At 55.0% G+C, this 24,541-nt stretch carries 14 protein-coding genes; 13 read left to right on the forward strand and 1 reads right to left on the reverse strand.

The window, feature by feature from the left end; all coding sequences use genetic code 11:
- The first annotated feature begins 17 nt into the window (after positions 1-17).
- The 12 genes from HMPREF0908_RS00365 to tadA all read left to right on the forward strand — a co-directional run bounded on the left by HMPREF0908_RS00365 (position 18) and on the right by tadA (position 19,725).
- Positions 18-329, forward strand: coding sequence for an EscU/YscU/HrcU family type III secretion system export apparatus switch protein (locus tag HMPREF0908_RS00365; protein ID WP_006689416.1), 312 nt, complete (start codon positions 18-20; stop codon positions 327-329).
- Positions 326-682, forward strand: coding sequence for a YraN family protein (locus tag HMPREF0908_RS00370; RefSeq protein ID WP_006689417.1), 357 nt, complete (start codon positions 326-328; stop codon positions 680-682). Before HMPREF0908_RS00365 ends, HMPREF0908_RS00370 begins: the two co-directional genes overlap by 4 nt.
- A 129-nt stretch (positions 683-811) precedes the next feature.
- Positions 812-2,458: a putative manganese-dependent inorganic diphosphatase gene (locus HMPREF0908_RS00375; protein ID WP_040572270.1), complete on the forward strand. Its 1,647-nt coding sequence runs from the start codon at positions 812-814 to the stop codon at positions 2,456-2,458.
- An 82-nt stretch (positions 2,459-2,540) separates the two neighbouring features.
- Positions 2,541-4,781 (forward strand): DNA helicase PcrA, encoded by a 2,241-nt coding sequence (gene pcrA, locus HMPREF0908_RS00380; protein ID WP_006689419.1) that lies wholly within the window; start codon positions 2,541-2,543, stop codon positions 4,779-4,781.
- 7 nt (positions 4,782-4,788) lie between these two features.
- A complete protein-coding gene (ligA, locus tag HMPREF0908_RS00385; RefSeq protein WP_006689420.1) occupies positions 4,789-6,822 on the forward strand; it encodes an NAD-dependent DNA ligase LigA in 2,034 nt (677 codons plus the stop codon).
- A gap of 70 nt (positions 6,823-6,892) precedes the next feature.
- Positions 6,893-8,038 (forward strand): exonuclease SbcCD subunit D, encoded by a 1,146-nt coding sequence (locus HMPREF0908_RS00390; RefSeq protein WP_006689421.1) that lies wholly within the window; start codon positions 6,893-6,895, stop codon positions 8,036-8,038.
- Positions 8,035-11,115, forward strand: coding sequence for an AAA family ATPase (locus HMPREF0908_RS00395; protein ID WP_006689422.1), 3,081 nt, complete (start codon positions 8,035-8,037; stop codon positions 11,113-11,115). Before HMPREF0908_RS00390 ends, HMPREF0908_RS00395 begins: the two co-directional genes overlap by 4 nt.
- A complete protein-coding gene (locus tag HMPREF0908_RS00400) occupies positions 11,112-14,708 on the forward strand; it encodes a PD-(D/E)XK nuclease family protein (RefSeq protein ID WP_006689423.1) in 3,597 nt (1,198 codons plus the stop codon). Before HMPREF0908_RS00395 ends, HMPREF0908_RS00400 begins: the two co-directional genes overlap by 4 nt.
- Positions 14,662-18,444 carry a helicase-exonuclease AddAB subunit AddA gene (gene addA / locus HMPREF0908_RS00405; protein WP_006689424.1) on the forward strand — a complete coding sequence of 1,261 codons (3,783 nt, stop codon included), beginning with the start codon at positions 14,662-14,664 and terminating at the stop codon, positions 18,442-18,444. The genes HMPREF0908_RS00400 and addA overlap by 47 nt, the downstream gene beginning before the upstream one ends.
- A gap of 66 nt (positions 18,445-18,510) precedes the next feature.
- The gene (locus tag HMPREF0908_RS00410; RefSeq protein ID WP_006689425.1) at positions 18,511-18,858 is read left to right on the forward strand and encodes a histidine triad nucleotide-binding protein; all 348 of its coding nucleotides are present in this window, start codon (positions 18,511-18,513) and stop codon (positions 18,856-18,858) included.
- Between the two features lie 140 nt (positions 18,859-18,998).
- Positions 18,999-19,277, forward strand: coding sequence for a hypothetical protein (locus tag HMPREF0908_RS00415; RefSeq protein ID WP_006689426.1), 279 nt, complete (start codon positions 18,999-19,001; stop codon positions 19,275-19,277).
- Complete coding sequence (gene tadA, locus HMPREF0908_RS00420) at positions 19,267-19,725, forward strand: tRNA adenosine(34) deaminase TadA (protein ID WP_006689427.1); 459 nt, start codon at positions 19,267-19,269, stop codon at positions 19,723-19,725. The genes HMPREF0908_RS00415 and tadA overlap by 11 nt, the downstream gene beginning before the upstream one ends.
- A gap of 97 nt (positions 19,726-19,822) precedes the next feature.
- Here the strand turns inward: tadA and fba are convergent, their stop codons facing one another.
- Positions 19,823-20,821, reverse strand: a complete 999-nt coding sequence (fba, locus tag HMPREF0908_RS00425) for a class II fructose-1,6-bisphosphate aldolase (RefSeq protein ID WP_006689428.1) — start codon at positions 20,819-20,821, stop codon at positions 19,823-19,825.
- Positions 20,822-20,965: 144 nt separating this feature from the next.
- On the opposite strand from fba, the gene smc reads away from it, so the two are divergent.
- Positions 20,966-24,526 (forward strand): chromosome segregation protein SMC, encoded by a 3,561-nt coding sequence (gene smc, locus HMPREF0908_RS00430; protein WP_006689429.1) that lies wholly within the window; start codon positions 20,966-20,968, stop codon positions 24,524-24,526.
- Positions 24,527-24,541: the final 15 nt, after the last annotated feature.

Raw genomic sequence — 24,541 nt, forward strand, 5'->3', positions numbered from 1 at the left:
GGCAAGGATGGTGAGATATGCCGGATCACGCGGACAGGGAAGAGGAGCAGCGCGAAGAAGAACCGCGTGCTGTTGCCGTCAAGTATGATGCAAAGTCGGATCGTGCGCCGCGCGTGACGGCAAAAGGCCGTTCTCTCGTTGCTGACCGCATTTTGGCGGAGGCACGCAAAAACGGCATACCGGTCTATCAGAATAAATCGCTCGTCAATATGCTGATGGCGCTTGAGATTGACCGCGAGATCCCTCCCGAGCTCTATCGTACGATCGCCGAAGTGCTCGCCCATGTCTATCGGATCGACCGTCACATGGGGAGCAGGAAATCGCCATGAGCAATAAGGTGCTAGGAGATCGCGGGGAGGCCTGTGCTGCTCGCTATCTCGGCGCGCAGGGATATCGAATTCTGGCGCAGAAGTATCGCACGAAAACAGGGGAGATCGATCTGATCGCAAAGGATCATGATACGTTGGTCTTTGTCGAGGTAAAGACACGACGAAGCGTCCGCTGCGGACTTCCTGCAGAAGCGGTAAACTACCGGAAGCAGCGCAGGATCATACAGACGGCGATGTTGTATCTGTGCGAAAAACAGATGGATCAAACACCCTGCCGTTTTGACATCGTTGAGGTCTATGCCGCGGGAAGCGAGTGGAGGATCCATCATCTCAAGGGTGCCTTTGAGGTGTGATGCGGAACAAAGGATGCAGGTGCTGTTCATGTCCTGCATCTTTTCTTTTGCTTATGGAATCGAATCAGTGAATATGCTATAATGACAACGATATATGCGGTGGACAGAACCGTAATAGGAGGTACTATTTTGAATGTTGCGAAGCCAATTTATGTCATTGGACATCGTAATCCGGACACGGATTCGATCTGCTCCGCGATCGGGTATGCCCATCTAAAGCAGGCCATGGGCGTCAATGCCGTAGCCGCACGTGCCGGCAAAGTGAATAAGGAGACGCGGTTTGCATTGGAGTACTTCCATGTCGAAAAACCGCTCTTGATCCCCGATCTCTATCCGCGCGTCAAGGATATTGCGATGGACTGCAAGATTGTCGTGCGTCAGCACGATACCCTGCGCAATCTGGGGGAGGTTCTGCGCGAGAATGATCTGCGGTCGATTCCCGTGACGGACAGCCAGGGACTTCTCGTCGGCATCGTTTCGGTCAGTGATCTTGCCAAGCGATATTTTCAGGAACTTGGCATGACGAATCTCGCAGACATGCGCGTGCGTTATCGCGACATCATTCATGCTACCGACAGTCAGGTGCTTGTCCCCGGAGATGAGGCGGAGACGATCAAAGGGCAGATCCGCATCGCTGCCGGAAGTCTTGCAACGATCCAGAAGATCATCAAAGGAAACGATATCGTGCTCGTGGGCGACCGAAAGCCAGAGACGATTCTGACCTGTATTGGCCAGGGGATTTCCTGTCTCGTCGTGACCGGGGACGGCCGCGTTCCGGCAGAGGCTCTGGAGGAAGCTGAGGCGCGCGGTATCTTCGTCCTCTCGACGCCGTATGATACCTATACCGTGGCGCGCCTCATCAATCAGTGTGTGCCCATTCGGCGCATCATGCATGAGAATCCAGTCTGCTTTAAGCCGCTCGATCTCCTGTCTGATATTAAGGGAATTATGGAGGAGACCAACTACCGTAATTATCCTGTACTAGAGAATGGACGCATCGTTGGTCTCGTGAGCCGTGACCGACTGGGTGTCTCCGACCCGGCACAGGTGATTCTTGTCGATCACAACGAGCGCAATCAGGCTGTTGAGGGCATCGAGGAGGCGAAGATCGTCGAGATCATCGATCATCATCGCTTCGGTGGGATCAGTACGAGCGAACCGATCTACACTCATGCCGAGCCGGTCGGGTGCACGGCGACGATTGTCTCTAATATGCACTGGCAGAACGATATTGATATTCCTCCGTCGATTGCAGGTCTCCTGCTCTCCGCCATCATTTCCGATACGGTGCTGTTCAAGTCTCCGACCTGCACGCCAAAGGATAAACAGGCGGCGGAACGTCTCGCTGAGATCGCAGACGTGGATATGAACGCGTACGGCCTCGAGATGCTGAAGGCGGGCTCCAGTGTCGGCAATATGACGCCGATGGAGATTGTACGCAATGACCTTAAGGAGTTCACCATCGGTGCCTATCGTGTCGTTGTCAGTCAGACTTCGGTGATGGACACGAAGGAAATCATGGCGAAGGAGGATGAGCTCCTTGCTGCAATGAAGTCGATCTGCGACACGGAGGGGTTTGATCTCAGTCTCGTTATGATTACGGATATTCTCGAGGAGGCAACCTATCTGCTTTTTACGGGCTCGCCGCGTACGCTGATCGGAGAGGCGTTCCGCAAGGATACGAGCGGAACACATCTCTATCTGCCGGGTGTCATGTCGCGCAAGAAGCAGATCATTCCGCCGCTCTCGGAAGCGGTCAAGCGAATCAAGACATAAGGGATACTGTGTTATATGGGAGGGGCGGAGTTGCCGTGGCGGCGGCCCCGCCTTTCTTATTTGGAGTGAAAGGGACGATTCTATGGATTTGATGCAAGGGCTGAACGAACCCCAGCAGCGCGCTGTCGCGTGTCTGCAGGGCCCTCTCCTCATCGTTGCCGGAGCGGGCTCCGGAAAGACCCGTGTTCTGACATTTCGTATTGCCAACTTACTGGAACATGGGGTTCCGCCCTACCGCATCCTTGCCATTACATTTACCAATAAGGCTGCCCGCGAGATGCGTGAACGCGTGGATACACTGATCGGAGATGCGGCGCAGGACGTTTGGCTGAGCACATTCCATTCGTTCTGTGCCCGCCTCCTACGCATGGAGCTTGAGCACTACGGGCGCTATGCGAAGAATTTTGTCATCTACGATGCTGCGGACAGCAAGGGGCTGATCCGTGAGTGCCTGAAAGAACTCAATATCGACGAGAAGCATACCGCTCCCGGCGCGGTGCAGGCGCATATTTCCGATGCGAAGAACCGCCTGCTCGATGTCGCAGCATTTACAGCGCAGGCAACGGATTTCTTTGCCGAGCAGGTCGCCAAGATCTATGCACTCTATCAGTCCAAGCTGCAGGAGAATAATGCACTGGATTTTGATGATCTGCTGATGCTGACGGTGGAACTCCTCACGAAGAATGAGGAACTGCGGATGAAGTACCAAAAGAAGTTCCAGTACATTCTTGTGGATGAGTATCAGGATACGAACGGTGCACAGTATGCAATCACTAAGCTGCTTGCCGCAGAACACCGCAATATCTGCGTCGTCGGCGATGCAGACCAGTCGATCTACGGCTGGCGCGGCGCAGATATGCGGAACATCATGAACTTTGAGCAGGACTACCCGGAGGCGACAGTTATCCTGCTTGAGCAGAACTATCGCTCGACGAAGAATATTCTTGCAGCGGCGAATGCTGTGATCGAGAATAACTTGACGCGCAAGAAGAAGGAGCTCTGGACGGATAATCCGACCGGTGACCGCATTACGATCTATGAGGGAGCAACGGAAAAGAATGAGGCCTCCTATATCGTGCGGGAGGTGGAGCGTCTGCACACCATGTTCCATGTCAAGTATGGCGATATTGCCGTGCTCTACCGCACCAATGCGCAGTCACGCAATATTGAGGAGGCATTTTATGCGACAGGTGTTCCGTATGCGATGGTTGGTTCGGTGCGTTTCTATGATCGGCGTGAGATTAAAGACATTATCGCCTATCTGCGTGTGATCTACAATCCTCGCGATACACTGAGTCTTCTGCGCATCATCAATGTTCCGCGCCGTGGCCTTGGCCCTACCTCCATCGCCCGCATGATGGAGACGGCGGAGGAGTACCGCATCTCTCTCTTTGAGGTGATTACGGATGCTCAGCTGCTCTCCATGATTCCGAAACTCTCCGCCAAGGTAAAGGTGGCGCTGGAGGAGTTCGCCGCCATGGTCTTTACTTTTATGGGACAGCTTGGAACGCGCCCCATCCATGAGATTGTCGAGGATGTGATCGAGACGTCCGGTTATGCCGCTGCACTTGAGGAGGAGAAGAAGGAAGACAATCGTGACCGTCTCGAAAACCTGCGTGAGTTCATCAGTGTGGCGAAGAACTTTGATGATGGGGCAGAGGAGGGGGAGAACGGGCTTGCGGATTTCCTCGCACAGATTGCGCTGATTTCCGATGTTGATCAGACGGAGCAGTCGGATGGGACAGTGACACTCATGACGTTTCACGCGGCGAAGGGACTGGAGTTTCCCGCCGTCTTTATGGCGGGGATGGAGGAGGGGCTCTTCCCGCATTCCCGTACGCTGCTTGATGATACGGAGATCGAGGAGGAGCGGCGTACGTGCTATGTCGGCATCACGCGAGCTGAGCGCCGGCTCTATCTCACCTATGCACGACAGCGAACGATCTACGGGCGTACGGAGATGTCGCGTCCTTCACGCTTTCTGGCAGAGATTCCAGAGGAGCTGGTCGAGCATAAGGAGGCGGACTTCTTTGGCGGGGCTGATCTGCGTGCACCGTCCAATATATGGAGTGAGCGCAGTACCCGCACGCAGCGAAAACGCTATATAGCGCCGCCGCAGCATACGGCGGCGGACGGCAGTGTGATCCGTCCAGACGTGTCGGCAGCCTTTAAGGCGGGGGATGCTGTACGCCACAGCAAGTGGGGAGACGGGCGCATTGTCGCCATCAGCGGATCAGGTGAGGATGCCGAGCTGTCCATTGCATTCCCGGGGGAAGGAATCAAGAAATTCGTGCAAAAGTATGCACCGATTTTGAAGTTATGAGGAGATCATGAGCAAGATTGATGAGGTAAAGACAGAGCTGTCAGAGCTGCGGCGTAAAATACGGAAGTATTCCAAGCAGTACTATGACGATAATGAATCTGAGATTTCGGATTATGACTTCGATATGCTGATGATGCGCCTGAAAAAACTTGAGGCGGCGTACCCGGAGCTCATTACGAAGAACTCGCCGACACGCACCGTGGGAGGCTCAGCACAGCGCGAAGTCGGCGTACTTGTTCCTCATGATGTTCCGATGCTCTCCCTGCAGGATGTATTTTCCGAGGAGGAGATTCGGGCGTTTGTCGATAATATTCTTGCACATTTTCCTGCGGCGGAATTTATTGTTGAGGAAAAGATTGACGGCCTGTCTCTGGCACTTCGCTACGAGAACGGTGTGCTTGCACGTGCGATCACACGAGGCGACGGCATTGTGCAGGGAGAAGACGTAACAGCGAATGCACGCATGATCGACGATGTTGTACAGGAGCTGCATGATGCACTGCCATATTTTGAGGTGCGCGGCGAAGTCTATATGAAGCGCGCCGCATTTGCCGAGGTCAACGAGCGACAGGAACTTCTCGGGCTGAAGCCCTTTGCCAATCCGCGCAACTGTGCTGCAGGAACTCTGCGGCAGCTGGATTCGCGCATTACAAAGGAGCGCAGACTGTCTATGTTCGTATTCAATTTGCAGCGCAGTGACGGCCGCATGTTTTCCTCTCACACCGAGGCGTATGCCTTCATGCAGGCACAGGGGATCAAGACGATTGCGAATTACCGCGTCTGCCGTATGGCAGAGGAGGTCTGGGACGCCATCGAGGAGATCGGTGTGCGGCGCGGCAGTCTGCCCTATGACATCGATGGAGCCGTGGTTAAGGTGAACTCCTTTGCCATGCGCGAGGAACTCGGAGTGACAGCAAAGGCACCGCGTTGGGCGATTGCCTATAAGTATCCGCCGGAGGAGAAGGAGACAGTACTTCGCGATATTGAGCTTTCCGTCGGACGGACAGGCCGCATCACACCGACTGCCGTGTTCGATCCCGTGGGGCTCTGCGGAACGCGCGTCGAGCGGGCGACCCTGCACAATCAGGACTATATTGACAGTCTGGACATTCGTATCGGTGATACTATTCTCGTCTATAAGTCGGGAGAAATCATCCCGCGCGTCAAGGCGGTGCTGAAGGAAAAACGGCCGCAGAACAGCCGCCCCTACGTGATTCCGGATGTCTGTCCCGTCTGCGGCGCACATGCCGTACGCGAAGCAGATACGGCGGATATGCGCTGCCAAAATCCTGTATGCCCAGCACAGATCGAAAACCATCTCCTGAACTTCGTCAGCCGCAGCGCGATGGATATCAAGGGGCTAGGAGCAGCTGCTGTTATTGCTCTTGTCCACGCAGAATATATTCACGATATCGCGGATATCTTTTCTTTGCATATGCATCGAGAGGAACTTATTGCCTCCGGTCTGATTGGACGCGCAAAGAGTGTCGATCAGCGTCTTGCAGCAATCGAAGCGAGCAAGCAAAACCCTCCCGAGCGTCTTTTGACAGGATTGGGAATTGCAGGCATCGGACGCGCGGCAGCTGCTGCGCTGATGCAGGAGTTTTCATCCATTGATGCCCTGCAGGAGGCGGCGCGCGAGTCCCCTGAACGCATTCTCGCTGTCCCGGATATGGGTGAGATTACGGCACAGAAGCTGACGGAGTTCTTCTCCTCTGCATCCGCCTGTGCACTGCTGGATCGTCTGCGTGCAGCCGGAGTGAACTTTGCAGGAACACGAACGGAGCGTGTGGGGGCGGCACTCGCCGGAAAGAGTTTTGTTATCACGGGGACACTGCCGACTCTGTCCCGTGAGGAATGCAGTGCCCTTATCACGGCTCACGGAGGCCTGGTGAAGGGCTCTGTTTCAAAGAAGACCGATTATCTTGTCGCGGGAGAAGCGGCAGGAAGGAAGCTGAAAAAGGCGGAGGATCTCAGCATTCCCATCTTGGATGAGGCAGCCCTCCGCGCCATGATTTCGGAAGAAAAGGACGGCGTGTAAAGGGCGAGAAAAGCCTCCGACGATCGGTATGAATAGAATTATGCATTGTCATGTAGTATGAGGGACTATCATGCGATTTATCCATACAGCAGACTGGCATCTGGGCAAACTTTTCGGACAGCGGCACATGACGGAAGACCAGGCGTATGTGCTGGAAGAACTTCTGGCGCTGTGCCGCGACGTCCGACCGGATGCACTCGTTCTCGCGGGCGATGTCTATGATCGGGCAGTGCCGCCGCCCGAAGCCGTAGCGTTGTTTAATACAGTGCTGACACGACTGGCAGAGCAGGGGATCAAGGTTCTCTGTATTGCAGGAAATCATGACAGTGCAGTTCGTCTGGCATTCGGTGCACAGCTGCTGCAATCCTCTGGCGTGTATATTGCAGGCACTCTCGACGCGGAGGCAGCTCCCGTGGTGCTGTCCGATGCATTCGGGGACGTGTACTTCTCGCTGCTTCCCTATGGCGATCCGCCGCATATCCGCGAGTCTTTTTCACTGGACGAAACGCCGTCCTTCGATACGGCATTGGATGTTCAGATTGCCTCCTCACGGGCGATGATACCGCAGGGCGCACGCAGTGTTGCCGTTGCCCATGCCTTTGTGATCGGCGGTCAGACCTCCGAATCCGAGCATACCCTCTCCGTGGGGGGCAGTGATCAGGTACACGCGGATAAATTCAGGCCATACAATTACACGGCGCTTGGACACCTGCACGCGCCCCAGCGCGCGGGGGCGGAGCAGATTCGCTATGCCGGATCTCTGCTCAAGTATTCCTTTGATGAGTCACATCAGAAAAAGGGAGTCACACTGGTCGATATCGATGCGGCAGGGGCTGTCTCCCACACATTCTATCCGCTGGTACCGCGGCATGATGTGCGGATCGTGAGAGGAAAAATGGCTGAGATCATGTCCGATGAGTTCGATCCTCTTTCACACGAGGACTATATCTGCGTGGAGCTTACCGACACAGATGCCGTACTCGCCGCCCATGAAAAGCTGCGTCGCGTCTACCCAAATCTTTTTCTCATCACGCGCCCGAACATTCACATGGGACATTCCTCCAACGAAGTGCGAAACTATGAGCGCGGCAAGTCAGATCTCCATCTCTTTGCGGATTTCTATGCGGAGATGACCACGGAGAAAATGACGCAGGAGGAGACCGAGGAACTTACGCATATCATCGATGCGTTGGAACGGGAGGAGAGAATGCAATGAGACCGCTGAAACTCCGCATCCAGGCGTTCGGCTCCTATGTGGACGAGCAGATTTTGGATTTTGAGACAGCCCTTGCTGATGCCCCATTCCTTTTGATCCATGGAGTGACGGGCTCCGGAAAGACCACTATTTTGGACGCGATCGTATTCGCCCTCTACGGAGAGTCCAGCGGGGATATACGCGAGGGAGCAATGCTGCGTTCCTCTACAGCATCGCCGGATCGGACGACGGAGGTGGAGTATGTATTCGCGCTCGGGCAACGTCGTTACCGCGTGCTGCGTTCTCCTGCCTATTTTCGTATGTCACGCGGAAAGATGACGCGGCGGGCAGCGACGGGACAACTATTTCGACTGCCCAATGTTGGCAAGACAGGCGAGGAAAAACTGCTTGCCGCGAATATCACGGATGTCTCGGAACGCATCAGTCAGCTGATCGGCTTCGATGCTGACCAGTTTCGTCAGGTCGTTCTCCTCCCACAGGGACAGTTTCAGCGGTTTTTGTTGGCAGAAGTCAAGGATCGTAGCGCCATTATGCAGCGTATTTTCCGTACGGAACGGTATCAGCGCATTGAAGAAGTACTGACGAAAGAGGCACAGCAGCTTGAGCGGACGGCACAGGCGGAGCGTGAGCGCGCGGAAGGCATTCTGCGCGCAGAGGGAATGGCGTCATCGGACGAACTCCGCACGCGTCTCTCTGAACTTTCGGAGGAGATACGCCGTCAGGACGAAATCTTGCGGGAGCACGAAAAGGTGCAGAAGAGTGCACGGCGGGCACGTGAAGAGGGGGCTGCTGCACAGCAGAAACTCAGTGCACGGGATGCGGCACAAAGTGATTTGGAAAAAAAGCGCGAACAGGCAGAGTCTGTCCGCAACTTTCGTGTACGCCTGTCACGTGCACAGCGTGCACAACCGGTGCTCTACAAGGAGCGCAGCTACATCGAAGCGTTGAACACGGAACGCACCCGCAGAGAGGCATACGCATCCGCAGCAAAGGACTGCGCTGCTGCGAAGACGGAACATGATGCATCCATAGAATGCCTAAAGAAGGTGGAAGCCCATGCAGATGAGCATACACAAAATGTGGAACAGCTGCGCCGCATGAGAGATTACGCTCCGCTGGCGAACCGTTACCAGGAATGTACTTCTGCCCTGCGCGATCTTCGCGTCCGTGCCGCAGAGGGAGAAGAAAAATATGAAAGCGGCGCAGCGGAGATTGAACGTCTCACCGAGGCACAGAAGAAGTACGAAGAAGAACGTGCAAGACTGCATCAGATCCTGGTCGGGAGTGAGATCGTTCAGCAGGAGAAGAAACAGCTTGAACACTGCCAACAGGCGTCAGACCAGATACGTGAACTAGAAGATGCACTGACATCAGCACGCACACGTGTCAAAAAATCGCAGAAAAAACTGCAGACGGCAGAGGAGGCATTATCCGACGTGCGGACGACGCAGCGCCGTCTGCGCACCCTCTACGACATGGGCAGTGCCGCACGTCTGGCGCAGACACTGCAGGCAGACACACCTTGTCCGGTTTGCGGATCTCTCGCACATCCAAGTCCTGCCGTCCATGCGGAGGAGATCCCGTCCGCACAAGAGATGGATGTATGCATGCAGCATGTGGAAACAGCAGAAAAGGAGCTGCAGAAATGCACTGCTCAGGCAGAGCAAGAAAAGGCAGCGTGCCTTCGGCTTGAGCAGGAGCTTCTCCATGAGCAAAAACGCATAAAAGAGCTTCTCGCGGATGAAACCATGGAGGCGTTCTGTGTGCGTGTCGCGGAACGGGAAAACCAGCTCCGCCGTGCACAGAATGCGTGCAAAGCCCTTGAGAAAACGTATGCCGAAGAGCAGCAGCAGCTCTTTGCGCGGAAGGAGCAGCAGAAAGAGCAGGAAGCCCTGCTTCAAAAGAATCGTAATCTCATAGGGCTTCATGAGGGGGAGAAGAATGCATTGGAGCGTCAGCTGCCCGAGGAGTATCGTGATGCAGAGGCAGTACGGGAAGCGGCGGCACTTCTGGAACGGGAAGTAAAAACAGCGGAAACCGCCCGCGCTGAAGCAGAGAAGCGTGAGAAGGCGGCGGCGCAGAAATGTGCTCGTACGGAGAGTGCTAAGGCGGCGGCGCAGCGCGTTCTAAAGGAAGCGGAAGAAGTGCGGCAAGCGGCGCAGGAAGCGTATACGGCTGCATATTGTGCAGCAGATTTTCTGACCGAGGAAGAATACCATCATGCGATTGTGGGAGACTGGGCAAAGAGCGACTATCTGGAAAAAGTACGTGAACGTATCACCGCGTATGATACAGCGTTTCAGGCGGCAGAGGAGCTGGTGAAGGCGGCCAAGGCAGCAGCAGAGGGGCTTTGTCCGCCGGACATGGAGGCACTGACCGAAGCGGAGCGCATCGCCGATCAGCGTGTGCAGGACAGCGCGCGAGCACAGGGCGTCCGCATGGAGCGCTGGGCTCTCTATACGCGCATGACCAAGGAAATGGATGCGCTGGAACGGGCGGGAGCAGCTCGCGATAAGCGTTACCGTGTGATCGGGAAACTCGCGAATGTCGCTGCGGCAAAACCACCCTATCAGATCCATTTTCAGACCTATGTTCTTCGCTCGATTCTGTCGGATGTCATCGATGCCGCGAACGAGCGGCTGATGATGATGAGCCGGGGACGTTACCGCTTTATCCACGGGGAGGGCGGACAAAAGAAGAAGTGGTGGGGGCTTGAGATCGATGTCTTTGATGAGTATACGGGTTTCCCGCGTCTCGCACGCACCCTCTCCGGCGGAGAGACATTCCTCGCCTCCCTGTCACTGGCACTTGGACTTTCGGATGTTGTGCAGCATTATGCGGGCGGAATGCATCTCGATATGATTTTCATCGACGAAGGCTTCGGATCTCTGGACAGTGAGACGCTTGACGTTGCCATTCGCGCGCTTCTCGATGTGCAGCGTGAGGGCGGTCGGCTGGTTGGCATCATTTCTCACATCGAGGAACTGCGTGCACGGATTCCCGTCCATCTGGAAGTGTGCCGCGGGCAGAACGGCAGCTATGCATCCTTTACGCAAAGCGGGGGATTGGCATTATGACGGCACGGCTGGAGTTTATCATTGGGCGGTCGGGTACGGGCAAAACATATGACTGTCTCACGGCGATGAAGGATGTGCTGCGGGAGGAGCCGCTCGGGCGTCAGCGCATCCTTCTCGTTCCCGAGCACATGACCTATGCGGCGGAGCGGGCACTGGCCGAGGCTCTGACGCATGGAGCGGGATTCCTTCAAGTGTATGTATTTGGGTTTCGTCGCCTTGGTCGGCAGGTGTTGCTTGAGACCGGCGGGGAACATCTGCCGCGCATCAGCGATATCGGCAGGCGTATCCTGCTCAAGGATATTCTGCTGCAGCACAGCAGAGAACTCTCCGTCTTTCAGCGCTCCGTGCACAAGCGTGGGTTTACGGAGGTGCTTGGGCATACGATCGCAGAACTGAAGCGTGATCGGCTCAGCTCCGATCATCTGCGTCAGGCAGCAGATGTCAGTACAGGAGAGCATGCACGGCTGTCAGCGAAGCTGACAGAGCTTGCCACGATCATGGATGAACTCGCTGCCCGCATGGAGGGGCGACTGACCGATCACACCGATCGGATGGAGCGGCTCGCCGCACAGCTCATTGATGCACCATTTCTGCGCGGCGCCGAACTGTGGGTGGACGGATTCGATTTTTTCAATCCGCAGGAACTTGCGGTCTTTCGCGCGCTGTTTCGCGTTGTTGATACCGTTCATGTCAGCCTCACGATGGACGGACGTGATGATGGAACGCATGTATTTACCAATTTGCCGGAAAATATCTATGATACGGGGCTGTTTGCGCGCAGTTATCAGACGATGCACCTCCTGCAGCAGATCTTTACGGAGGAGCAGCCATCGGCGGAGATTGGAATTCGACTGATGCCAGTGCAGCATCGGGCGCGGACGGAGGGGCTTCGTCTGCTGGAAGCACAGCTGTTCGGCCACGGACATATCACGCCCGCGAAGGATGATTCCATACGTATCGTCGAGGCAGCCAATCCGCGTCTTGAGGTGGAGACGGCGGCGGCAGACATCCTCCGCCTCGCACGCGACAATGGGTATCGCTACCGCGAGATCGCCGTGCTTGTGCGTGATGTCGATCTCTACGGCGATCTGCTCTCACTTGCTTTTGCGGATTGCGGCATTCCATTTTATCTGGATGTCAAACGCCCGAGTGCGCATCATCCGCTTGCTGAGCTCCTGCGTGCTGTTGCACAGATGACGTGGCGTGGGTGGGCGTATGAGACTGTCTTCCGTGCGCTGCGCACAGGCTTCTTTCCGCTGCTCGGAACGGAGGAGGACGAAGATGCTCCTCCACTCTGTGCGGATTGGCAGGAGGCTGTCGATCGTCTGGAAAACTACTGCCTTGCCTACGGGATTCGCAGTGAATCACAGTGGACGGCGACAGAGCCGTGGGACTTTGTCCAGCGGCGGGTCACAGAACATGAGCTGCATTTGGACGAGGAGGAAGAACGCCTCAGGGAAGAGCAGTGGCTGGATCATCTGCGCCGTCGGATTGCAGAACCGCTTTCCCTCCTGACCGGGCACTTGCGACGGCATGAGAGCACGGCGCGTGTGCGTACGAAGGCACTCTACGACTTCCTTGATGAGTTATGTGTTCCGCAGACACTCCGCCTGTGGAGCGAAACGGCAGATCGGGAAGGTCGATTGGCGGATGCTGCCGCTCATCGCCAGATCTGGAGCTCCTGTATGGCACTTTTTGATCAGCTGGTCGAGGTGCGCGGAGACGACCCGCTATCGAGCCGGGACTATGAGGAGCTCTTGAGCGATGGACTTGACGCCATGTCCATTGCCCTGATTCCGCCGGGGCTGGATCATGTCACCGTTGCCTCCTTTGATCAGAACAGCATCGCGGGAGCGCGTGCTGTTTTTGTCATTGGGGCGAATGCCGGCATCATGCCGCGCGCGGGAACGACGAGCGGCGTATTTTCCGATACAGAACTCCTCTTCATCGGTGAGTCTCTTCAGACGGCGGGAGCGGATTCCGGGCATACCGTCTTTGGGGGGCGCACACAACAGAGCTTTTTGGAACGGTATCAGCTCTACCGTGGATTTACGGAGGCACGCGACTACCTCTGGGTGTCGTATGCGCTTTCTTCGGTGGATGGTTCGACCCTTGCTCCGTCGCCGCTGATCGCACGGCTGCGCCGAATCAGCAGTTCCTTTTTCTCCATCCCGCTTGCCTTGGCTGGGCGAGATGATCCGCTGCTCCTCTCTGCACCGTATCCTGCATTCTCGCATCTGACTGCTGCGCTGCGTGAAAAGAAAGAGCGCGGGGAAATGCCTGCCATGTGGGGGGATGTCTACAACTGGATGCTGCAGGATGCTGTGATGCAGCCGCTCCTGCGGCGTATGCTCCATGGACTTTTTCTCCCACCGCGCGAAGTGTCCATCCCTGCTCCCGTGGCAGCTCGGCTGTTTACGCGCGACCGTCGGCTCAGCGGAAGTACCACACGGCTGGAGACGTTTCGCCAGTGCCCGTTCCGCCACTTTGCTATGTACGGGCTGCGGCTGCAGCAGCGTGATCGCTACGAATTTCAGAGCAATGACTTCGGGACACTTCTGCACGGCATCCTGCGCGGTTACGGTGAGTGGGTGCGCAGTGCATACGGCAACGATTGGTGCGCGGCATTGGCAGAAGCTCCAGAGAAGATCGAGGAACTGCTGCAGGAACTGATCCCGCAGGTGCACAGCACCGTGCTGATGAGCCGTGCCAGCTATCGGCACCGCATCGAAAGGATCCGCTGCACAGCACAACAGACAATACAGCATCTTACGTCATGGGCGGCGGCATCTTCCTTTCATCCCTATGGGTTTGAGATCAGCTTCGGGCGCAGAAATGACGGCGTCCGCCTGGCGGATTTTCCGCTTGCGGACGGCATGACACTTTCTCTGCGCGGGCAGATCGACCGTCTGGATGTGATGGATCATCATGCCTACTATCTGGTTCTCGACTATAAAACGGGGGCGACGTCCCTCCTCCTGCCTGAGATTCGGCACGGACTGAAGATGCAGCTTCTCCTGTATCTCTTCGTCGTGCGCTCCATCCTGGATACGGGGGAGGTGTTTCCCGCAGGGATGCTCTATGCTCCGGTGAAAAACCCCATTGTCCCTTGTAACGTGCGCCTGGATGAGACGGCTCTCCGACGCCGGGTGATGAAGGGCATGGCACTCACGGGGATGCTGCTCGACGATGCGGATATCATGAAGCAGCTCGATCAGGCGGCGGATCATATTTGCATCTCGTTCAACAAAGATAACAGTCTCTCCAAATCCTCGGCGAAATTTATGCGTTCGCGCGAGGAATTTCAGCAGCTGCTTTCCTTTTTGCCGCAGCTGATCCGCGCGACGGCGGAGGACATTCTGCACGGAGATATCCGCGTCTACCCCTATCGCTTTCAGGATCGCAATGCGTGTACGTATTGTGACTATCATACCATCTGCGCTTTCGATCCTACACTTCGGCCGGGGGACGTATATCATGATATCGCCGATAATGCGCAGGAGGCGATGGAAGAAATTGCACGGATCGTAGAGGAGGTGGATCGCGATGGCGGATCGGCTGACATTCACAGCAGACCAACAGCGCGCGATTGATGCGAGAGGACACAATATTCTCGTGGCAGCAGCGGCAGGATCCGGGAAGACGCGCGTACTGGTGGAACGCATTATTTCACAGGTGCGGAATGAGGAGCTGTCCCTGGATCGTATTCTGGTTCTTACCTTTACGAAGGCCGCCGCTCTTGAAATGCGCGAGCGTATCGAGGCGGCACTCAATGCGGAGATCGATGCCATTGCCGGGGACGCCGGCATCAGCAAGGAAATTGACCGCCTTGAGCGTCAGCGCATTCTGCTGACAGGCGCAGACATTTCCACGTTTCATTCATTCTGCCAGCGACTTCTGCAGGCGCATATCGACGCGACCGACATACCTCCGACATTTCGTCTGGCAAGTGAGCAGGAAATACGTCTGCTCAAACGCGATGTCATGGATGAACTCCTTGAGCGAAAATATGAGGAGGCCAGCGATGAATTTCTTGCCTTTGCCGATGCCTATGGAGGTGTCAAGGGGGACGATGAGAAACTCAAGGAAGAGGTGCTCGCACTCTATGACTTCGCGCTCAGTCAGCCTTCGCCTGCGGTATGGCTCAGCCGGCAGGGACAGGAAGAAGATGATGTGCCGTACTGGAAGCGGCGTGGGTTTGATGTGCTGGCGCGAGAGCTGCACGAGAAACTGTTCGATCTATGTGCCGGATACCACAGCACAATGGACGTTCTGATGCAGGGGGATGCGGAACTGCACACGGCAGCTGAGAAATACATGGCAGTCATCCATCATAATCTGGATCTCTATGAGGAACTGCAGGGCGGGCTGCAGCTCCTCATAAGCGGCGCAGAAGATCAGGCATGGGAACGCTTTCGTGTGGATGCAGCTGCTGCAAAGAAACAGCGGAAAAGCATCCCGCACAAGTCCATCGAGAACTATGATCCAGAGCTTGGCGGTGCGTTGAAAAAAAAGATAACGAACATTTACAAGGCATGGGACGCCGCTGTCGATCAGCTGCCCGCCACAGCAGAGGAGCTCTGTGCCGCGGAGAATAGAGCGAATACCGCCATTCGCCAATATGCCCGTCTGGCATTGGATTTTCATCATGCCTTTCAAAATGAGAAATTGGAACGTTCTCTTTTGGACTTCAGTGATCTGGAGCATCGTGCGTTGGCACTCCTGTGTCGGCATCCAGAGCAGCTGCAGGATGATCTGAATTCCGTTGATCCGACGGATATCGCAGAGGAGCTTCGTGCATACTATGCAGCGATCATGGTGGATGAATATCAGGATACGAATGGGCTTCAAGAGGGCATCCTACGGCAGATCGCGCATGATGACAACCGCTTTATTGTCGGCGACGTGAAGCAGAGTATCTATCGTTTTCGGCTGGCGGATCCGAGCCTTTTCCAACATACCTATCGTGCTTATCGTCAGGACAGCTCTGCCGGTGAACTGATCACCATGTCAGAGAACTTCCGCAGCCGAGCCGAGGTGCTGCAGCCCATCAATGAGATATTCTCGCAGATCATGACGGAGTCGGCGGTCGAGATCGCCTACGATCAGAGTGCACGCCTGAATCCGGGACGCACCTTTGACGACGATCCTGCGGGGAAATCTTTGGCATCGCCGCTGGAGATCGATCTCCTGGATGCGGATTATTCCGCAGAAGAGGCGGATGATGAGGGCGAAGAGCTGGCTGCCTTTGCGGTGGAGTCACACTATATCGCGCGTCGCATCAAAGAGCTGGTCGATGCAGGATATACTGTCCAGAGCGGAAAAGCTCTGCGCTGGAGCGATATTGTCGTCCTGCTGCGCGGCGCAAAGGAACGGGCAGTCATCCTGATGGATGCCCTGCGAGAAGCGGGCATTCCGTCCTATGCAGATGATACGGCAGGGTATTTTGAGGCAAGCGAAATACGCATGATGCTTTCCCTTCTCGCTGTCCTGGACAATGCACGGCAGGATACTCCGCTGACGGCCGTCCTCACATCGCCGATGATCGGGATGTCGATGGAGGAACTTGCCCTGCTGCGCATTCACACACCTGTCGGCTCGATCTACGATGCTCTGAAGGGAGCAGACGCAGAGGAGGTTCCACCTGCTGTACGAAATAAGGCAAAGGAGGCACTGCAGACGATCCGATGCTGGCGGCGCGAGGCCTTACTGCACAGTGTGCCTGAGCTGCTCTGGCATCTATACCGTACATCTGGGTACTATGACTATGTCGGCGCACTTCCCGACGGCATACTGAGGCAGGCAAATTTACGCATGCTCATCGATCGTGCGGGCGATTTTGAGCGTACGAATGAACGAGGTCTGTTTCGTTTCCTGCGCTATATGGATGCCCTGCAGCGGCGCAGTACCGATCTCTCTGCCGCGCGGACATTGGGTGAGAGCGAAGATGTCGTGCGGATCATGACCATTCATCGCAGTAAAGGACTGGAGTTTCCCGTCGTTTTTCTCGCGAATATAGCCGGTGCGTTTAATACGCAGGATATATCAGGAGACGTGCTCTATCATGCGCATGCTGGGATCGGCGTACGCGTATATGAGAACACAGAAATCGGGCGGCAGAAATATGATACGCTGGGTCGGCGAAGCGTCAAAGAGGTGATCCGCCGCGAGACGATCGCGGAGGAAATGCGTATCCTCTATGTTGCGATGACACGCGCGCAGGAAAAACTCATCCTGACGGGGACACTGCGCACCTCTCGGAGCGGCTTGAGCCGCTTGGCGCAGCTGCGGGATTTCTGCCAGCAATACGCGAGGGAGGAGGGAGAGACGTTTCCGGATGCCGCCATTCTCGGTGCATCCTGCTATCTGGACTGGATTGCCCTGGCACTGATGCGGCATCCCGATGGACAGGCGTTGATGGAGGGAGTTGAGGGCATCGAGCTGCGGGAATGGAGCGATGAAAAAGCGCGATTCGCCGTGCGGATTGAGAAAGCAGATGTACGTACGTCACGCAGTGAGGAGGAGAGGGCGGCAGATGCCGAACTTTCTGCCATTCGCAGCGGAGAGCCGCTTTCGCCGGGAGTACGTGCACCGTATGTCGACTCTATTCTTAGTTGGACGTATGACAGCAGGGGAACAGAACAGATCCACGCAAAGACCAGCGTAACGGAACTCAAGCGTGAGAACTTCCCCGATGAGGAGGTTCTGCCGTCCTTTGCGCCTGCTGTTGGCGCGGGGGCAGGCGGGCAGGAATGGGAAGTTCCGCGTTTTCTGCGCACGGCAAAGCGTGCTGCATTGAGTCCGATGGAGCGCGGCACAGCCATGCATGCACTCATGCAGCATCTTGATTTCGCGGAGGTGCCTGACATTGCGGCCATTGAGCGTCAGGCACGATCCCTTTTCGATCAGGGAATTCTGACCGAAGAAGCATATCAGAGCCTCGATGTCCGCAATGTGTGGCGGTTCGTTTCCTCGGCGCTCGGACGCCGTCTGCGTGAGGCGAAGCGTGTATATCGTGAGCTGCCGTTCGGGCGGCTCCTGCCGGCGAAGAAATACTATAAGGAGGCACAGGACGAGGCAGATCGCATTTTCCTGCAGGGTATCATTGACGTCCTCTTTGAGGAAGAAAACGGCGATTATATTCTTCTCGACTATAAGACGGATCGTCATATTTCCCCGCAGGATGCACGCACACGCTATCAGTTCCAGATTGACCTATACTGTGATGCTGTAGAGACGATCCTTGAGCGACCAGTGAAGGAATGCTACCTGTTTTTGCTGGATACAGGTCGTGAAGTACGCATGGAGCGTCAGGCGGCCAGTGCATAGGAGGAAAATTCTTCCTCGCGTCGAATCCTGTTGATATCAGCGATTCCTTGAAAGGAAGTGAATTACATGGCAGATTGTATTTTTTGCAAGATTGCACAGGGAGAGATTCCGTCGACCAAAGTCTATGAAGACGATACGGTGCTTGCATTTCGCGACCTAGACCCGCAGGCACCGGAGCATGTACTTATCATACCGAAGAAGCATATCCGCAGCGTTCTGGACTTTGGCGCGGAAGATGGAGCTCTGGCGGCACATATTCTTACAGAGGTTGTTCCACAGCTTGCCCGCAGCCTTGGCGTGGATGGTGACGGATTCCGTCTCGTCACTAATACAGGGGAAGACGGGGGACAGACTGTCGGGCATCTGCACTTTCACCTTCTCGGCGGACGTGCATTTGCATGGCCGCCCGGCTGAGAAGTGTATGTATTTTACCATTAAAGGGTATTATGGTTTCATAAATAATGAAACTGTAATGCCCTTTCTGTTTAAGGTTTACCTCGAAATGCCGATATTAAAGATGAGATCGTAAATAAGAATATAAGGAGGTGTCAGCAATGGTAGAACGAGTTGAGCGTGTCATGCGCATTAAGCGCGTCCGCTTTAATAACGATGAGCTCTTTGAGCGCAGAAAAGGGTTTGAGGAGCGAGAGAAGGATGAATCCTTTTCCTCTATCTTTGAAGATGAGGTAGAAAAGAAGAAAAAGAGACAGATGAGGCAGGAGGGGTCCGAGACGGCATATCATCTGGAGATCGGGCGTGCAACGCAGTCCCTGTTTTATCAGGGAAAGGCTGACATTTCCGATGCAAAGAGAAAACTGCCTCATGCCGGATGATCTTCATGGCATGCGCCTCGCCTTGGAAGAGGCGAAGCGTGCCTATCTATGCGGAGAGGTTCCCATCGGTGCTGTCATCCTTGATGATGCAGGCAGTGTCATTTCGAGCGGATACAATCTCCGTGAGACGGAGCACGATGCCACAGCACATGCAGAGCTGATCGCGATCCGCCGTGCCTGTAAGGCACTAGGACGTTGGCGACTGACGGGGCTGACGCTCTATGTCACCATCGAGCCGTGCCCCATGTGTGCTGGTGCGATTGTGATGAGCCGCATCAGCCGTGTCGTTTACGGGAGTGCAGACAGCAAAGCAGGGGCGTGTGAATCCCTGTTCAATATCACAGGCTGTTCGGGATTGAACCATCAGCCGGATGTGTGTGCCGGTGTACTGGCCGAGGAGTGTGCCGCTCTGCTCAGGAATTTTTTTCAAGAACGGCGGAAAAAATAAAAATCTCGCGTGCATTGCTGTGCAGGCGAGATTTTTGTATAAAATGTGGACACAGACTGTAATTGACGTGTGTCCACATTATGTGTCTTGTGGAAGGTTACTTGTTCTGGTCGATGAGAGCCTGAACTTCAGCAGCTTTTCCGTCCGAACCAAGGACTTCCTTGATCTTGTGAGCAACGAGCTCCTTAATGTAGTTGCGGCCATCGGACAGATATTGACGCGGGTCGAAATGCGACGGCTCTTTCTTGAAGTGTTCGCGGATGCCTGCTGTCATTGCAAGACGCAGATCGGAGTCAATATTGATCTTGCAGACAGCCGACTTTGCGGCACGGCGGAGCTGATCCTCGGGAATGCCGACCGCATCCGGCATGTGACCGCCGTTCTCGTTGATGATCTTGACATACTTCGGAATGACAGAGGACGCACCATGAAGCACGATGGGGAATCCCGGGATGCGCTTCTCGATCTCTTCGAGAATATCAAAGCGGAGTGGGGGCGGTACAAGGACGCCATCCGCATTGCGCGTGCACTGCTCCGGTGTGAACTTAAATGCGCCGTGCGACGTGCCGATCGCGATGGCGAGAGAGTCAACGCCTGTCTTTTCAACGAAGTCCTGCACTTCCTCAGGCTTCGTGTAGGAAGCATCTTCCGCCGAGACGTTGACATCGTCTTCAATACCTGCCAGCTGACCAAGTTCCGCCTCGACAACAACGCCGTGTGCATGTGCATACTCGGCAACGCGCTTAGCGAGTGCCACGTTTTCTGTGTAGGGGAGATGCGAGCCGTCGATCATGACGGAGGTGAAACCGCCATCGATGCACGCCTTGCAGATGTCGAAGTCTGCACCATGGTCGAGGTGAAGTGCGATGGGGATATCGTTGATTTCGAGTGCGGCCTTGACGAGATGGACAAGGTACTCATGGCGGGCATACTTGCGTGCACCTGCGGAGACTTGCAGAATCAGCGGAGACTTCAACTCTCCAGCAGCATCCGTAATGCCCTGGACAATCTCCATGTTGTTGACGTTGAAAGCACCGATAGCATATCCGCCGTCGTAGGCTTTCTTAAACATTTCTTTTGTTCCGACGAGTGGCATGTGATTACCCCCTAAACAGACTAAAAGTTAATCATCGAATGTATTGATTATAGCATAGATTTAGGGGTGAAGATACCGCTTTTTGAAATTTCCCATCGGTTCTGCTATAATGGGAACACTAATCGGTAAAGGCGGGTGCATCGCGTGCAGTTAAAGCGCTTGGAGGCTTATGGGTTCAAGTCATTCGCCGAGCGAATTGTCGTCCAGTTTGATCAGGGGATCACAGCGGTTGTGGGACCGAATGGCAGTGGAAAAAGCAACATTACCGATGCGGTGCGCTGGGTTCTTGGGGAACAAAATATCCGTATGCTGCGCGGGCTGCGCGCCGAAGACATCATCTTTGCCGGCTCTTCTGCACGGCGCGCGCTGAGTGTGGCAGAGGTAATTCTTGTATTTGACAATACGGATAAGACGCTGCCCATCGACTACGAGGAGGTTGTGGTCAAGCGCCGACTGTATCGCAATGGGGACAGTGAAATATATCTGAATGACTCTCGCTGCCGTATCAAGGACATATATCAGTTGTTTGCCGACACGGGGATCGGACACGATGGCATGAGCATCATCGGACAGAATCGCCTGAACGACATTCTTGACAGCCGTCCGGAAGATCGGCGCGTTTTTTTCGAGGAAACTGCGGGGATCACCAAATACCGTACGCGCAAACAGGAGGCACTTCGCAAGCTGCGCGACAACGATGCCGACCTCGTGCGCCTGAGTGACATTATGCACACGCAGGCAGCCGAACTGCAGCCACTGTCCCAACAGGCAGAAAAGACCAAACAGTTCCGCGCACTGGATTCAGAGCGGCGGAGCTATCAGCTGACTGCTCTCGTCCAGCAGCACGAAAGCCTGCAAAAAGAACAGGAATCCGCTGATCGAGAGCTGCATGTGCACGAAGAGGCAGAGATACGTGCGATGCAGGAGAGAAAAGAAAAAGAAGATCAGAAGACTGCGCTCGAAGAGAAAATGGCTGCCATTGATCTCCGTATGGGGGAACAGGAACAAAAGAGTACAGAGCTTCAATCTGAGCTGGATCATTTAACTAGAGAAGCTGCTCTTTTGGAAGGGCGCCGGGATGAAGGGGAGAAACGAAAAGCATATATTGAGCAGCAGCGCCAGTCTGCCGAAGTTAAGATTCAGACGACCCTGCAGGAAATTGCTCAGATTGATGCTCTGCTCGTGCGGAAAAGAGAGGAATGTACCGGAAAAGAACATGCGCTGCATGAGGCATGTGCTGAACTTGAACGCGTGCAGGCTCTCGTGCATACAGAGGAAAAGGAACAGGAGCGTAATGCGCATGCACGGCACGCCGTACAGCGTGTGTTGGCACGCCTGCGTGAAAAACTTGTTGCTGTATCGGGGGTGCATCAAGACAGCGACCATGCGGCATCGGCACAAGAGGAGCTTGCCCGAAGAAAGACGCTTTTGACAGAGACACAGTCTGAGCTTACAGCAGCAGAGGATGAAGCCCGCCATATTGAAGAAGAGTTGTGCGGGGTGAAAGAAAAATGCAGCCGCATCCAAAAAGAGATGGAAGAACTGCGCCGCGCACAGGAAAATGATGAACAGCAGATCAGACAGACTGAGGGCGAGATGCTCCGTGCACAGCAGAGTTTGGAGTTTCTTCGGCGTATGCAGGAGAGCTATGAGGGATTTGGCAAGGACGTACAGATCGTCCTCCGTGCACAGGAGCCGTGGCGCAGCCACGTGGCGGGAACCGTCGCCGATCTCATTCGTATTCCGCAGCGCTTCCTTGCGGCAATGGAAGCAGCGCTCGGCGGGAGTGTGCGCAATATTGTCACCGAAGATGCACAGACGGCAAAGGAAGCGATCGGCTATCTGAAACGGAATCATGGCGGACGCGTCACCTTTCTTCCGCTGACGACGATTGCTGTGCGCTCTCCACGGGCTATAGATGCCAAGCAGTATAAAGGCATCATCGGCTGGGCGAATACACTCGTTCAAGCGGATGGACAATTTCAGCGTGTCGTGGATCATCTCCTTGGCCAGACACTGGTGATGGAAACCCTCGACGATGCTCTTGTAACAGCGAAGAAGGAAGGCTATCGTCTTCGCATCGCAACACTTACCGGAGAGTTGCTGAATCCTGGCGGGTCACTTTCGGGCGGAGGGCGAAGGAAACAGCAGACAATGCTGCTCAATCGCCATGCCGAGATCGAAGCAACTGAGGCGAATCTTGCAGCGAAAAGCAAATTATGCGGCGAATGTCGTGCTGCACGGAAAGAGCATCAGAGTGCATGGCAAATAAAAAATCGTGACGTTCAGCGTTGTACGAAGCAAATCGAGCAACTGTCGGGTGAACTCTTAAAAAACAATGGAAATCGTGAACTGCTGCAGGCGCGCGCAATGGATCATGCGGAGGCCGTTCAGAAGATGGAGCATGCTGAGCAGGAACGTGCCATATACTCCGCACAGCTCGCCAAGAAACGTGTGCAGCTGGAGCGCCATATCGCGCAGTGTGAGGCACATGAGTCTCGCTTTATTCATAAACAGGAGAAGCTGAATCAGGTCGGCAGGGAGTACGGTGCTGCATTAAAAAAGACAGCGGACGCCATCCATGCATTGGAAGTGGAGCTTGCCGCACTTCGAACCTCCATTGATACGGAGGAAATGCATCGTAAGTCCCGCGTATTGGAAGAGCAGGATGCCCGTAAGACACAAAGAGATATTGCTGCCCAGGAGAAACAGCTGTCTGAGGAACTGACGGCGGGGATAGCGCGGATTGCATCGCTCTCAGAGGAGATCTCTGCACAGGAGAAACTCCTTCGTGAGAGCAGGAAAAACAGCAGTGATCTCCGGGATGCACGTCTTGCCCACGAAGCAGACGTGCGTGTTTTGGATGAGGCACTGAAGAAATGTCTCTTAAATTTGGAAGAGATCCGCTCCAAACGTCACGAGTCCGATAAGCTCGTGGAACGGATTCATCTGCGTATGGGGGACTGCTGTGAGTGTTTACTGAGCGACTTCGGACTCACTCCTGAATCTGCATCTGTCCAGGCAAAGCATGCAGAGCCGCAGGTAGTCAGCGCACATCTGCGCGAACTCGAATCTGCCATCCAATCACTTGGCACAGTCAATCCGAATGCCATAGAGGAGTACGAAGAAAAGAAGGCACGATACGAGGAAGAAGAACGCCAAGTAGAGGATCTGAAATCGGCCAAACAGGATATCGAGCAGATCATTCAAAAGATAGACCAGGATATGACCCGGACATTCCGCAAAGCGTTCCGTCAGATTCAGGAGTATTTCAACGAGATATTTGTGCGGCTCTTTGGCGGAGGAATCGCAGAATTGCGGCTGACGGACAAGGAAGATATTCTGAACAGCGGCGTTGAGATTCTCGTTACTCTGCCGGATAAGAAACGGCAGAATCTGTCTGCTCTATCCGGCGGTGAGCGTGCACTCACGGTGATCGCCTTGTTGTTTTCCTTTCTTCGCTATCGGCCGTCTCCATTTTCCATTCTCGACGAGATTGATGCGCCGCTGGATGAGGCAAATGTGTCGCGCTTCGGTGACTTCCTGCAGGAGTTTGCAAAACACACGCAGTTTATTGTGGTCACGCATCGAAAGGGAACCATGCGGGCTGCGGATACGATGTACGGCGTTACCGTGGAGGATGCCGGTGTCTCCAAGGTGCTGTCAATCCGCCTGAAGGATTATGAGGCAGAACAGAGCGCCTAATTAGTGCTTCCTCAG

The sequence above is a fragment of the Centipeda flueggei ATCC 43531 genome (genome assembly GCF_000160695.1).
GTDB classification, from domain to species: domain Bacteria; phylum Bacillota; class Negativicutes; order Selenomonadales; family Selenomonadaceae; genus Centipeda; species Centipeda flueggei.